The organism is Halorubrum kocurii JCM 14978 (genome assembly GCF_000337355.1).
GTDB lineage: Archaea > Halobacteriota > Halobacteria > Halobacteriales > Haloferacaceae > Halorubrum > Halorubrum kocurii.
Window position 1 is genome coordinate 21,255 of sequence record NZ_AOJH01000060.1, and the last position, 13,153, is coordinate 34,407.

Annotated in this window: 15 protein-coding genes and 1 pseudogene; 14 read left to right on the forward strand and 2 right to left on the reverse strand. The window is 70.2% G+C overall.

From position 1 onward, the window contains the following. Positions 1–2: 2 nt before the first annotated feature. Genes C468_RS09005 through C468_RS09035 form a run of 7 tightly spaced genes read left to right on the forward strand, consistent with a single transcriptional unit; the run spans position 3 to position 6,676 of the window. Positions 3–1,370, forward strand: coding sequence for an ABC transporter substrate-binding protein (locus C468_RS09005; protein WP_008848578.1), 1,368 nt, complete (start codon positions 3–5; stop codon positions 1,368–1,370). Then, positions 1,370–2,329 (forward strand): ABC transporter ATP-binding protein, encoded by a 960-nt coding sequence (locus C468_RS09010; RefSeq protein WP_008848579.1) that lies wholly within the window; start codon positions 1,370–1,372, stop codon positions 2,327–2,329. The genes C468_RS09005 and C468_RS09010 overlap by 1 nt, the downstream gene beginning before the upstream one ends. Beyond that, entirely contained in the window at positions 2,326–3,024 is a 699-nt protein-coding gene (locus C468_RS09015) for an ABC transporter ATP-binding protein (protein ID WP_049912155.1), read from the forward strand. The genes C468_RS09010 and C468_RS09015 overlap by 4 nt, the downstream gene beginning before the upstream one ends. Beyond that, positions 3,021–4,055: a branched-chain amino acid ABC transporter permease gene (locus C468_RS09020; protein WP_008848581.1), complete on the forward strand. Its 1,035-nt coding sequence runs from the start codon at positions 3,021–3,023 to the stop codon at positions 4,053–4,055. The genes C468_RS09015 and C468_RS09020 overlap by 4 nt, the downstream gene beginning before the upstream one ends. Beyond that, complete coding sequence (locus C468_RS09025) at positions 4,045–5,388, forward strand: branched-chain amino acid ABC transporter permease (protein ID WP_008848582.1); 1,344 nt, start codon at positions 4,045–4,047, stop codon at positions 5,386–5,388. Before C468_RS09020 ends, C468_RS09025 begins: the two co-directional genes overlap by 11 nt. Next, positions 5,385–6,404, forward strand: a complete 1,020-nt coding sequence (locus C468_RS09030; RefSeq protein WP_008848583.1) for a 3-oxoacyl-ACP synthase — start codon at positions 5,385–5,387, stop codon at positions 6,402–6,404. The genes C468_RS09025 and C468_RS09030 overlap by 4 nt, the downstream gene beginning before the upstream one ends. Before the next feature lie 56 nt (positions 6,405–6,460). Continuing rightward, complete coding sequence (locus tag C468_RS09035; RefSeq protein WP_008848584.1) at positions 6,461–6,676, forward strand: hypothetical protein; 216 nt, start codon at positions 6,461–6,463, stop codon at positions 6,674–6,676. Positions 6,677–6,721: 45 nt separating this feature from the next. On the opposite strand, the gene C468_RS09040 is transcribed toward C468_RS09035, so the two are convergent. After that, positions 6,722–7,129 (reverse strand): MaoC family dehydratase, encoded by a 408-nt coding sequence (locus tag C468_RS09040; protein ID WP_008848585.1) that lies wholly within the window; start codon positions 7,127–7,129, stop codon positions 6,722–6,724. Between the two features lie 246 nt (positions 7,130–7,375). Between C468_RS09040 and C468_RS09045 the strand changes: the two genes are divergently transcribed. From C468_RS09045 to C468_RS09055, 3 genes are read left to right on the forward strand one after another with little or no spacing between them, the layout of a single operon-like run. After that, complete coding sequence (locus C468_RS09045; RefSeq protein ID WP_008848586.1) at positions 7,376–8,374, forward strand: phosphate signaling complex PhoU family protein; 999 nt, start codon at positions 7,376–7,378, stop codon at positions 8,372–8,374. After that, positions 8,371–9,135, forward strand: coding sequence for an alpha/beta hydrolase (locus tag C468_RS09050; protein WP_008848587.1), 765 nt, complete (start codon positions 8,371–8,373; stop codon positions 9,133–9,135). Before C468_RS09045 ends, C468_RS09050 begins: the two co-directional genes overlap by 4 nt. Positions 9,136–9,171: 36 nt before the next feature. Then, a complete protein-coding gene (locus C468_RS09055; protein ID WP_008848588.1) occupies positions 9,172–9,555 on the forward strand; it encodes a hypothetical protein in 384 nt (127 codons plus the stop codon). A 44-nt stretch (positions 9,556–9,599) separates the two neighbouring features. Here the strand turns inward: C468_RS09055 and C468_RS19435 are convergent. After that, a pseudogene (locus C468_RS19435) lies at positions 9,600–11,136 on the reverse strand (GMC family oxidoreductase). A 118-nt stretch (positions 11,137–11,254) separates the two neighbouring features. On the opposite strand from C468_RS19435, the gene C468_RS09065 reads away from it, so the two are divergent. The 4 genes from C468_RS09065 to C468_RS09080 are packed head-to-tail and all read left to right on the forward strand — an operon-like array spanning position 11,255 to position 13,106. Continuing rightward, the gene (locus tag C468_RS09065) at positions 11,255–11,539 is read left to right on the forward strand and encodes a ubiquitin-like small modifier protein 1 (protein ID WP_008848589.1); all 285 of its coding nucleotides are present in this window, start codon (positions 11,255–11,257) and stop codon (positions 11,537–11,539) included. Next, complete coding sequence (locus C468_RS09070) at positions 11,536–11,934, forward strand: hypothetical protein (protein ID WP_008848590.1); 399 nt, start codon at positions 11,536–11,538, stop codon at positions 11,932–11,934. The genes C468_RS09065 and C468_RS09070 overlap by 4 nt, the downstream gene beginning before the upstream one ends. Beyond that, positions 11,934–12,332 carry a hypothetical protein gene (locus C468_RS09075; RefSeq protein WP_008848591.1) on the forward strand — a complete coding sequence of 133 codons (399 nt, stop codon included), beginning with the start codon at positions 11,934–11,936 and terminating at the stop codon, positions 12,330–12,332. The genes C468_RS09070 and C468_RS09075 overlap by 1 nt, the downstream gene beginning before the upstream one ends. Before the next feature lie 54 nt (positions 12,333–12,386). Then, entirely contained in the window at positions 12,387–13,106 is a 720-nt protein-coding gene (locus tag C468_RS09080; protein WP_008848592.1) for a fumarylacetoacetate hydrolase family protein, read from the forward strand. Positions 13,107–13,153 lie beyond the last annotated feature (47 nt).

Sequence of the window (13,153 nt, forward strand, 5' to 3'; positions counted from 1 at the left end):
GTATGCGAGACGTAACCACACGACGGTCGTATCTCCGACGAACTGGCGCCGCGGTCGGTGGGGTCGGACTCGCCGGGCTCGCCGGCTGTTCCGGAAACGGCGGCGACGGGAACGACGGCGGCGACGTCTCCGACGAGACGGTCCGGATCGGCGCGGTCCAGCCCACGTCGGGGGACCTCCAGTACTACGGCCAGATCAGCCTGATGGGCTTTTACTCCGGGTTGGCGTACAAACACGACACGGACCCGATCGAGGGGCTCACGCCCGGGACGTACACGATGGAGGTCGACGACGGTCCGACATACGAGGTCATCGTCGAGGACACCGGCTTCAGCCCCGACACGGCCCAGAGCGTCGCGACCGACCTCGTCGTCGACGAGGACATCGACGTGCTGTTCGGCGCGTCCTCGTCGGACAGCGCCCGGCGGCTGATCGACACCGTCGTCGACGAGTCGCAGGTGCCGTACCTCATCGGCCCCGCGGCCGACGCCGACATCACCGTGAGCGACGAGTACTGTCACCCGCTGGCGTTCCGCGCGAGCGAGCACACCGCCATGGACGCGCGGGCGGGCGGGACTCACGTCGCCCGCGAGTTCGACATCGACACGGTCGCGGTGTTCGCGTCCGACAACGCGTTCGGGCAGGGGGTCGCGAACAACTACACCGAGGTGCTCGAGGCGGAGGGGATCGAGGTGTTAGAGCCCCGGTTCGTCGAGGTCGGGTACTCCGAGTTCGACGGGCTCTTCGAGCAGGCCGTGTCCGACGGCGCGACCGGCGTCGTCGGCGGGTTCACGGCCGCGACGCTGCCGCAGTTCCTCTCGTCGGCCATCTCGTTCGACGTGCAGGTGTTCGGCGGGTTCGCGGCGCTGCTGACCACACAGCTCATCGGCGGCACGATCGAGGCGGCGCTCGGCGAGGACTTCACGGCCCAGGACATCCAGGACGCGGGGCTGGGGCCGTTCACCACCCGCTACCACTGGAACCAGTACGACAACGAGATCAACGACGCGTTCATCGACATGCACGTCGACGCCTACGACATCGTTCCCGACCTGTTCAGCTCCGGGACGTTCACGGTCGCGTCGGCGCTGTCGCAGGCCATCGGCGAGTCCGGCTCCACCGCGGGCGCGGACATCGCGGACGCGATGAGCGGGATGACCGTCGCCGACACGCCGAAGGGCGCCGACGGCTACACCTTCCAGGGCCACAACAACCAGGGCGCCTCGCAGATGACCGTCGCGTGGCCCGTCCCGACCAGCGACGAGTACGCCGACACGTGGGACGCGCCGATCATGCCGGGCGAGCCGCTCGAACGGCTCGAGCCCGAGGCCGTCATGGTCCCCGAAGAGGACGCCGGCTGCTCGCTGTGATGCTGCTCGAAACCGACGGGCTGACGAAGCGCTTCGGCGGGATCACCGCGGTCGACGGCGTCGACTTCGAGCTGGAGGCCGGCGAGCTCTGCTCGCTGATCGGGCCGAACGGCGCCGGGAAGACGACGTTCTTCAACCTCCTCACCGGGGTGTTGGAGCCGTCCGCCGGCGCGATCCGATTCGCGCCGGGAGCGGGAGCCGGGGGATCGAACGCCGCCCGCGACATCACGGAGGCGCCCCCCCACGAGACGGCGCTCGCGGGCATCCACCGGTCGTACCAGATCACGAATCTCTTCCCGACGCTCACGGTGCTGGAGAACGTCCGGATCGCGGCGCAGGCGGCCCGCGGCAGCGACGCCTGGAAGCTGTGGCGGAACGTGCGCTCGTTCGACGCCCACTACGAGGAGGCCCGCGGCGTCCTGGAGCGCATCGGGCTCGCCGAGAAGGCGCAGACGGTCGCGGAGAACCTCAGCCACGGCGAGAAGCGCAGCCTGGAGATCGGCGTCGCGCTCGCGGGCGATCCCGACCTCCTCCTGCTCGACGAGCCCACGGCCGGCGTTTCCAGCGAGGGCGTCGACGACGTGGTCGCGCTGATCGAGGACGTGGCCGCCGACCACTCCGTGATGTTGATAGAACACAACATGGAGGTCGTGATGGGCATCTCCGACCGGATCGCCGTGCTCCACCGCGGCGAGCTGATCGCCGACGGCCCGCCGGAGTCGGTCCGCGGCGACGAGGCGGTGCAGGAGGCGTACCTCGGCGGCTACGGCCGCGAGGGCGACGAGACCGGCGGCGAACGGACCGCCGGAGACAACGGGGGCGGCGACGGAGGCAACGGGGGCAGCGACGGAGGCAACGGGGGCGGCGACGGAGGTAACGGTGTCGATGACGGCTCCGCGGCCGCGACCGACGGCGGGGTCGCGCAGGGCGCGCCCCACGGCGGAGGTGGTCGTCGGTGAGCCTATTGGAACTCGACGACGTGCACACCTACTACGGCGAGAGCCACATCCTCCAGGGGCTCGATCTGTCGGTCGAGGAGGGGGAGATCGTCGCGCTCGTCGGCCGCAACGGGGTCGGGAAGACGACGACGCTCCGGACCGCGCTCGGGCTGACGCCGCCGCGTCGGGGGACGGTCCGATTTAAAGGCGAAGACGTGACCGGCGTCGAGCCCCACGCCATCGCCGACCGCGGGATGGGGTGGGTACCGGAGGATCGTCGGGTGTTCGCGCATCTCACTGTCGCCGAGAACCTCCGGGTGGCCGCGCACGCCGCGGCCGACCCAGACGCCCGCCTCGACGAGGCGTACGAGCTGTTCCCGGCCTTGGAGCGGTTCGCGGACAAGGAGGCGGGCGACCTCAGCGGCGGCCAACAGCAGATGCTCGCGATCGCCCGCGGAATGCTCGGCGACAACGACCTCCTGTTGGTCGACGAGCCCAGCGAGGGGCTCGCCCCGCAGATCGTCTCGGACGTGGTCGAGGCGCTGCGGGCCGCCTCCGCCGACACCACGATGGTCCTCGTCGAACAGAACTTCCGGCTGGCGATGGACCTCGCCGACCGGTTCTACCTCGTCGACCACGGGGTCGTCGTCGAGGAGGGCGACACCGCCGGCGTGACGAGCGACGACGAGCGCATCCGGAGGTACCTCACCGCATGAGCGCGACCGCTCTCGCCGCCGGGTTCGCTGACGCCGCTCCGCTGCTGACGACCGGCGGCGCGCTCGACGGACTCCGGACGGCGATCGCCGTCCTCGTCGAAGGGCTCGGCAAGGCGGCCGTCTACTTCACCATCGCCGTGGGGCTCACGCTCGTGTTCGGGCTGATGGGCGTGCTCAACTTCGCGCACGGCGCGGTGACGATGGTCGGCGCGTACCTCGGCGGGCTCGTGCTCGTGTTGGTCGTCGGCTCCGGGACGGGGACGCTCGCGACGATCGGCGTCTTCTTCGTCGCGATGGCGATCGTGTTCGCCGTCACCACCGCCGCGGGCAGCGTCATCGAACTGAAGCTGATCCGACCGATCTACGACCGGACGCCGACGTATCAGATCCTGCTGACGTTCGGCGTCTCGCTGATCATCGAGGAGGTCGCCCGGATCGTGTTGACGCTGCGGGGAATCCAGCCCGACCCGCAGTGGCAGGCGCCGATGGGGACCGTGCCGGACGTGCTGTTGGGCCGGACCGACGTCCTCGGGATCGCGGTCCGCCGGCTCTACCTGTTCGAGGTCCTGATCGGCGGGGTCGTCCTCGTCGCCGTCTGGCTGTTCCTCACCCGGACGCTGTACGGGCTGTACATCCGGGCCGGCAGCGAGGACACGGAGATGGTGCAGGCGCTCGGGATCGACGTGCGCCGGGCGTTCACCGTCGTCTTCGGCGTCGGCACCGGCCTCGCCGCGGTCGGCGGGGTCCTGCTGATGTGGGACCCGATCTGGGGCCCGAGCGTCCTGTTGAGCGTCGACGTGCTGCTGTACGCGTTCGTGGTCGTGATCATCGGCGGGCTCGGGTCGTTCCGCGGCACCGTCGTCGCGGCCGGCATCGTCGGGATCGCCGACTCGGTGACGACGTGGCTGTTCACCACCGGGATCGTCACCTTCTCCGGCCTCTCCGAGGTGACGATCTTCCTGCTTCTGGTCGGCATGCTGGTCGTCCGTCCGCAGGGCCTCTACGGCGTCGAGGAGGTGGGTGGCCATTAGCGACCCCGGCTCCCCCGCCGACGATGCGGGGACCGACAATGCGGATCTCGGCGACGCGGGGACCGACGACGCGGATCTCGGCGACACCCGAAGCGACCGCGCCGTCGGCCTCGCGGACGCGATCCGCGACCACGTCGTCCACCTCGCGGTCGTGCTGGCGTTCCTGCTGTACCCGCCGGTGAACGGGGTGCTGCTGTCGTCGCCGCTGGCCGACGAGACCACGGCGTTCCTCCCGGGGATCACGTTCATGATCGTCGTGTTGTACCTCGGGCTGTTCGCGATGAGCTTCGACTTCATCAGCGGGTACACCGGGTACCTCTCCTTCGGCCACGCCGCGTTCTACGGCACCGGCGCGTACTTCGTCGTGCTCGCCGCGAACGGGCAGATACCGGGGATTCCGGGCGGGACGCCGTTCATGATCACGCTCCTGCTCGGCGCGGTGCTCGCGGGGCTGTTGGCGCTGGTCATCGGGGCCGTCTCCTTCCGGCTCACGGGGGTCTACTTCGCGATGATAACGCTCGGGTTCGCGCAGGTGATCTACGAGCTGATCCGGTCGTGGGGCTACGTCTCCTCGAACCCCACCGAGGGCGCCACGGTGAGCGGCGACGGGCTCGCGATCGGCGTTCCGTACGTCGACGCCCTGAGCTTCCGCGTCGGCCGGCTCACCGGCGATAGCGTCCAGAACCTGCTCGGGCTCGGGATCGACGTGTCGGCGACCGTCGTCTCCTACTACGCGCTCGGGGCCGTCGTCGTGGTCTCGTACTTCGCCATGCAGCGGATCCTCCACTCGCCGTTCGGTCGGGTGATGGTCGCGATCCGCGAGAACGAGGAGCGCGCCCGAGCCGTCGGCTACTCGACCTACTGGTTCAAGATGGCCGCGTTCGCGATCAGCGGCTTCTTCGGAGCGATCGCCGGCGGGATCTTCGCGGCGTACTCCCGGTCGGTGTCCCCGGACAACTCGTACTTCTTCCTCGTCACCGCCGACGCGCTGATCACCACGATCATCGGCGGGTTTGGCACGCTGGCGGGGCCGCTGTACGGCACGACGTTCCACCAGTGGCTCGAAGACGTGCTCTCGACCGAGAGCGGCGGGCTCGCGACGTACCTCCGCGAGGGGCTGCCCGAGGCGGTCCTCGACGCGGAGCTGTTCGGGGTCAGCCTCGAACTGGTCGTCAACACCGCCGTCGACGGGCGAGCGCCCCTCTACCTCGGGATCGTCTTCGTGCTGTTCGTGCTGTTCGTCCCGAACGGGATCCTCGGAACGGTCCGGGACCGGCTCGGCGGTACCGTCGGCAAGCGGCTCCCGGAGCGGCTCCGGAGGTACCGCCGATGACGGTCGGAATCACCGGGCTCGACACGTACGTCCCGGATGAGACCGTCACCGGTGCGGAGATCGCCGAGATCAGCGGGATCCCGGAGGAAGTCGTCGTCGAGAAGATGGGCGTCACCGAGAAGCGCGTCTGCCCGCCCGACGGCGACCACGCGACGGACATGGCCGCGGCGGCGGCCCGCGGGGCGCTCGCGGACGCCGAGGTCGACCCGGCCGAAATCGACCTGCTCGTCTACCACGGGTCGGAGTTCAAAGACCACGTCGTGTGGTCGGCCGCGGCCGCGATCGCGGAGGAGGTCGGCGCCGAGAACGCCTACGCCACCGAGAGCTACACGCTCTGTGCTGGCGCGCCGATCGCGCTCCGGGAGGCGACGGCCCAGCTCCGGGTCGAGGAGGTCGACGCCGCACTGCTCGTCTCCGCGAGCCGCGAGGAGGACCTCGTCGACTACGGGGACGAGGACGCGTCGTTCATGTTCAACTTCGGGAGCGGCGCGAGCGCGTTCGTGGTGGAGGCGGACCCCGGCGACCGCGCCCGGGCGACCGTCCACGCGAGTGCCGCCGAGACCGACGGCTCCTTCGCCGACGACGTGGTGATGCCCGCCGGCGGCTCGAAGCGGCCGCCGAGCGAGGAGACCGTTCGGGAGGGGCTGCACACCCTCACCGTCCCCGATCCCGACGGCATGAAAGCGCGGCTGGGACCCGTGTCGCTGCCGGCGTTCCTCTCTGTCGCGGACGCGGCGCTGGAGCGGTCGGGGTTCGAGCGCGAAGACCTCGACTTCGTCGCGCTCACCCACATGAAGCGGTCGTTCCACGAGCGCGTGCTCGCCGAACTCGGGCTCGACCCCGAGCGCGACGGCTACTACCTCGACGAGTACGGCCACGTCCAGAGCGTCGATCAGGCGCTCGCCGTCGAGGAGGGGTTGGCAGCCGGTCGGCTCGCCCCCGGCGACCTCGTCTGTTTCCTCGCCGCCGGGACCGGGTACACGTGGGCGGCCACCGTGCTTCGGTGGCACGGCTAGCCTGAGATCGGTAGCGAGGCCGACACGACTTTTTGCGCGCGGTAACGTGTGCGCGTATGGTCAGAGTCCCCGAGGCGTACAGGCGGCTCGACCGCTGGATCCGCGGGTTCTCTCGCGGGAGCTATGCCCTCCTCGTCGGCGTCACGGCCGGCCTCAGTTCGCTCGCGGTGAGCGCGCTCTTGGGCTCGCCAGACTGGGTGTTCGCGGTCACGATGTTCGTGACGCTGTCCGCGTTCAACTACTGGTTTGACCCGAACAGCGAGCGACCGTAGGGCCGCTCGCTCGGCGGTAGCGGGCTGGGGAGCGGCCGCCGCTCGTCACGCCGCGTCGTGCGGGAGCGACAGCACGGTCGCCTCGCCGTCGAGAACGCGCTCGTCGCGTTCGTCGACGAACGCCTCCGTCCGCGCCCGGAGCCGGTCGCCGCCGAGGTGTTCGGTCACCTCGACCGTGGCTCGGACCGTCTCGCCGGGGCGAACCGGGTCCTCGAAGGTGAGGTCCTGCCGGAGATAGACGACGTCTCCCGGAAGCGACGCGAGCGCCGCCGAGACGGCCGCGGCCGCGATCATTCCGTGCGCGACCCGACCGCCGAACATCGTCTCCGCGGCGTACGACTCGTCGAGGTGGATCGGGTTCTCGTCGCCGGAGAGCGCCGCGAAGGCGTCGATCGTCTCCGCCGTGACCTGTACCTCGTGGGACGCCGTCTCGCCGGCGGTCGCGACTGGCATGGGTATCGGATCGACCGCAGGCCGCCTCAACCCCGGGGTTCAGCCTCGAACCTCAGCCTCTCGACAACGTCGTCAGCTGACTATATAGTGCTATATAAATTACTCGTATTCATCTGCCACTCAGAATATTGGGGGCGGCCAGATCCGGGGAGATCGCTTATAATGCCTTCAAAAGCGTACAGAGCCCTTCGACACCGGGTATATATTTCGGACAGACTTAAGGGACCTCGGGAGTGATGTCGTGACATGGAGACGAGGAAGGTGCAAGTCACCGGCGGTTCGACGTACACGGTCTCGATTCCGAAGACGTGGGCGACCGACAACGACGTCGAGGCGGGCACGGAGATCGAGTTCCACCCCGACGGTGACTCGCTGTTCCTCACGCCGCTCTCGGAAGAGGCCCGAACCCGCGGGACGCTCGACGTCTCGAACCTCTCGGGTCGAGCGCTCACCCGCGCCGTGACGACGATGTACGTCAGCGGGTTCGACGTGATCGAACTCGAGGGCGCCGAGATCACCACCGAGCAGCGGTCGACGGTCCGCGAGGCGGTCCAGAGCCTCGTCGGGCTGGAGGTGTTAGAGGAGACTCGCGACCGGGTGGTCGTGCAAGACCTGCTCGACTCCTCGGAGCTGTCGATCCACAACGCGGTGACGCGGATGCGGCTGATCTCGCTGTCGATGCTCGAGGACGCCATCGCGGCGCTCTCCGAGCGCGACCACGACCTCGCGAACGACGTGATCGGGCGGGACGACGACCTCGACCGGCTCTGGCTCGTCGTCTCGCGGATCTTCCGATCGACCCTCCGGACGCCGAAGGCGGCCGAGGAGCTCGGCCTCCCGCGCGAGGAGTGTTTCGACTACCACTCCAGCGCCCGCCAGCTGGAGCGGATCGGCGACCACGCGACGAAGATCGCCCACCTGACGCTCAACCTCGACGAGCCGCTCCCGGACGACGTCGTCGCGGCGGTCAACGAGCTCCACGGGGACGCCGTCGAGGTGATCGACACCGCGATGGACGCGCTGTTCGCCGACGACAGCGACGAGGCCACCCGCCTCGCGAACGAGGCGCGCACCGGCGTCCGGGCGATCGACGAGCGGGTCCGGGCCATCGACGAGCTGCTCCGCGACCTGGACCCCACCCGCGCGCAGCTGCTCGGGCTCGTCGTCGACTCGGTGCTTCGGTCGGCCGATTACGGCGGCAACATCGCCGAGACGGCGCTTCAGAAGGCTGCACCGACGCCGTGACGCCCGGCTCCGATCGGTGGCCGGACCGCCGGACCGTCGGCGTCGCCGTCGCGGCGCTGCTTCTCGTCGGCGCGCTCGTCGTCGGCGGCGCGGGGGTCTACTTCGCGGTCGGACTCGGCCCCGACGAGGCCGCGCTCGACGCGGTCGAGTCCTCGAGCGAGGTGACCGTCGAGCGGCTCGACGGCGCGACCGCGGTCCGGAGCGGTCCGGTGACCGCGGAGACGACGGGACTCGTCTACTACCCGGGGGCTCGGGTGAACCACGAGAGCTACGTCCCGACCGCCGCGGAGGCGGTCGCCGGGAGGGACGTGGCGGTCGTGATCGTCGACATGCCGCTGAACCTCGCCGTGTTGGGACCGAACCGCGCCGACGACGCCCGAGAGGCGTTCCCGGCGATCGAGTCGTGGGCGGTCGGCGGCCACTCACTGGGCGGTGCGATGGCCTGCCGGTACGCCGCGGCCAACGCCGACGAGCTGGACGGGCTCGTGCTCCACGCCTCCTACTGCGATCGCGACGTCTCCGAGAGCGGGCTCCGCGTCCTCTCGGTGCAGGGCGCGGCCGACGGCGTGATCGACGCCGAGCGCGAACTCGAGAGCCGGGGGAACCTTCCACCGGACGCGCGGCTCGTCGAGCTCGACGGGGTCAACCACGCCGGGTTCGGCGCGTACGGGCCACAGCGGGGCGACCGGTCGGTGAGCACTGACCCGGCCGCGATGCGCGAGCGCGTCGGCGACGCCACGGGCGCGTGGCTGGCCGGGTGAGCGGGTTTTTTGGGCGTCGCCGTCGGACGGATCGGTATGCCAGAGATCGAGCTGGGCGTGCCGAAGGGCGTCGTCGAGTCGCTGCCCGAGGAGGACGGCACCGCCGAGCAGGACATGCGGCGAGCGATCGTCGGGATCCAGTCCCGCCTGAACGACGAGATCGCGGACGCGGAGCCCGCGGAGGCGGCCGAGGTCGTCGCCGACGCGGTCGAGCGGATGGAAGCGCAGGCGAGCACGTACCACGAGTTCGTCCCGGAGCTGCGCGCGTGGGGGCAGTCGCCGATCTACGCCATCGCGTGGCGGAACCTCTACGTGGAGCTGATCGGCCAGCTGTACGAACACGAGTGGCTGGGCGACGAGCTCGGCCGCGAGCGCAACTTCCGGCTCGTCGAGGACGGCATCCGACTGTCGGATTTATAAACGACTTCGCGGGCGACGGCCCCGCGTGACGACTCGAGGCCGGGTCAGTCCCCGATCATCGACGCCGCTCGCTCGCCGACGGCGATCGCGGGCGCGTTGGTGTTCCCGCTCGGGATCTTCGGCATCACGGACGTGTCAGCGATTCGGAGCCCCTCGACGCCGTGGACCCGGAGGCGGTCGTCGACGACCGCGGACTCGTCGTCGCCCATCCGACACGTTCCGACCGGGTGGTACACCGTGTGCGCGGTCTCGCGCACGTGTTCTTCGATCTCCGCGTCGGTCTCGACGTCCTCGCCCGGCCAGACCTCCTCGCCGCGGACCGAGTCGAACGCCTCCGACCGAGCGATCTCGCGGGCTCGCTTGATACCCTCGCGGAGGACCTCGAGGTCGGAGTCGGCCGAGAGGTACCGCGGATCGACGACCGGGTCGTCGGTCGGGTCGGCCGAGGCGACCTCCACCCCTCCCCGGCTCTCGGGGCGGAGCTGCGTCGACCCGATCGAGAAGCCGAGGCCCTCGGGGTTGTCGAAGCCGTGGTTCATGTAGTACGTCGGGCAGAAGTGGAACTGGAGGTCCGGGGCGGGCTCGTCGTCGTCGACGTAGGTGTAGCCGGCGCCCTCGCCGATGTTCGACGTCGGCGCCGGCGGCTCGTCGTCCGTCCGCTCGTACACGACGAACGCGAACAGGTGATCTTGGAGGTTTCGACCGACGCCCGGCGAGTCGGCGACCACGTCGATGCCNGATGCCGTGCTCGCGCAGGTGGTCGGCCGGGCCCACGCCGGAGCACATCAGCAGCTGAGGCGAGTCGTAGGCGCCCGCGCTGAGCACTACCTCGTCCGCGACGTCGATTCGACGGGTCTCCCCGTCGCTCTCGTAGTCGACCCCCACGGCGCGGTTCGCGCCGTCGAACCGGATCCCGGTGACGTGCGCTCGGGTCTCGACAGTCAGGCCCTCGTGGTCCAGCACCGGCTTGATAAACGCCGCGGCGCTGCTGCAGCGCTTCCCGTCGCGTTGCGTCACGTGGTACAGCCCGGCGCCGGTCTGGTTCCGGCCGTTGATATCGACGTTCCGCTCCATGCCGCAGTCGACGGCGGCCTCGACGAACGCCTCGGAGGCCGGATGCGGGTCGGACAGGTCGGCCACGGTCAACGGCCCGCCCTCGCCGTGGAACTCCTCGTCGCCGGTGCCGACGAAGTCCTCGCTCCGCTTGAACGCGTCGAGCATCGCGTCGTGGTCCCACCCCTCGTTCCCCATCGACGCCCAGTTGTCGTAGTCCCACGGAACGCCGCGGTTGTATATCATGGCGTTCAGCGAGCTCGACCCGCCGAGCGTCTTCCCGCGGGGGTGGTACAGCCGCCGGTCGTTCATCTCCGGCTGGGGCTCGGTGTAGTACTCCCAGTCGGCCTCGGATCGGAAGAGCTCGGGGAACCGAGCCGGCGTTGCGATCACGTCTTCGTGCTCCTCGTCGGGGGCGCCCGCTTCGAGCAGAACCACGTCGGCCCCCTGTTCGACCAGCCGGCGCGCGACCACACAGCCGGCCGACCCCGCGCCGACGACCGCATAGTCGTACGTCTCTTCTGCCATTCTGGTCCCTCCGACGGACCGGGTCCACCTAAACTCTCTGGTACCACACCACATGGAGAGGCGGCTACGATCCCCGCTGCGGGACCGTTTTATGTCGGTCCGGACCGATCGAGAGCATATGGAACTTGAACTGCGGTTCTTCGCGACGTTTCGCGAGGCCGCCGGTGGGAAGACCGTCGCTGCGGAGTTCGCGGACGGATCGACCGTCGGCGACGTGTTGCGGGAGTTGGAGGCGGAGTACGAGGGAATGGACGGTCGCCTGATCGTCGACGGCGACCTCGCCCCGCAGATCAACGTGCTGAAGAACGGGCGCGAGGTGCTCCACCTCGACGGGCTCGACACGCCCCTTGGCGACGGCGACCGGCTCTCCGTGTTCCCGCCGGTCGCGGGCGGGAGAACATGAGCGGCGGCGCCGGAGACGATGAGGCGCGCGACGATGAGGGGCGCGACGACGAGGGGCGCGACGAAGGGAGCGAGTCGGCCGGCGCCGAGTCCGAGTCGCGCCCGCCGGCCGAGCCGGGCTGGGAGCGCGACGAGGTCGCGTATCGGGGGATCTCGCGTCGGCTCGCGGCCCACTACCTCGTCAACCTCGGCGGCGATCTCGTCGGGACCGACGACCCCGCGGAGGCGACCCGCGTGGACGGCGACGGGTGGCGGGTCGCGCTCAGCGCGGAGACGGTGACGGCCGCGGCCGCCATCACGCTCACCGAGGTGACCGCGTCGTTCGCGGGCGACCCCGAGGCGCTCGCGGAGCTGCTCCCGAAGTACCGGCAGAAGGCGATGCGCGCGGGCGGGTGATGACGAACGAGGACCCCCGGTCGCCCGGCTCGTACCCGATCGAGGGGACGGCCCTCGTGAAGACGGCGGCGCTCGCGAGCGTCCCGGCCGAGCGCCTCCCCGAACTCCTCGCGCGGGTGCAGGCCGACCTCGGGCCGCGGATCGACGAGTACCGTCGGCGGTACGAGCGGATCGGTGCGGAGGCGGACCGCGAGACGTTCCTCGTCGAACCCGACCACTGGGACGGGATCGCCGACCGGCTCGGCCTCTCGGACCGCGAGCGCGACGCCGTCGCCCGCGCCCACGAGGCCGCCGTCGAGCGCGTCGGCGGCAGGGATCGGCGAGCGGAGTTCGAGACCGCCCTGGAGATCCGGTCCGGCGTCGTGATCGGCGTCCCGGACGACCGCAAGCAAAAGTAACGGCCCGCTTGCGCCCACCGACGCTTTTTCGACGCCCCGCGCAGACGTTCCGGCATGCGACTCGCTCGCCTGCTCACGCCGGACGGACCGGTCTCCGGGCGCTACGAGGACGGAACCGTGGTCGCCGACGACGGCCGGTACGAGGTCGGCCGCGACGGGCGGCTCCTCCCGCCCTGCGACCCCAGCGCGCTCTACTGCGTCGGCCGGAACTACGCGGAGACGCTCGACCAGATGGAGTACGAACGGCCCGAGGAGCCGGACTTCTTCATCAAACCGCCCGCGAGCCTGCTCGCGTACGGCGAGCCGGTCCGGTACCCCGAGTGGACAGACGAGCTCACCTACGCCGGCGAGCTGGTCGCCGTCGTCGGCGAGCGCTGCCGCGACGTCGACCCCGCCGACGTGCCCGAGGTCGTCCGCGGGTACACAATCTTGAACGACGTGGACGCGCTCGACCAGCAGGGCCGGACCGCGCGCAAGGCGTTCGACGGCTCCGCGCCGCTCGGTCCCTGGATCGAGACCGAGGTGGACCCGACGGACCTCGACATCTCGACGACGGTCGGCGGCGAACAGCGGCAGGACGCCAACACCGAGCTGATGTTGTTCGGCCCGCACGAGATCGTCTCGTATCTCTCGAAGCGGTTCACCTTCGAGCCCGGCGACTGCATCGCCTTCGGGAGCCCGGCGAACCCGGGGCTCGTCGAGCCCGGCGAACGCGTGGAGATCACCTACGAGGGCGTCGGGACGCTGTCGAATCCGGTCGTCGACGGAGAGTAGCTCCGAGCGCTTTTAAAAGGACGCGCGGTGGCACGCGCCTCCTCGCG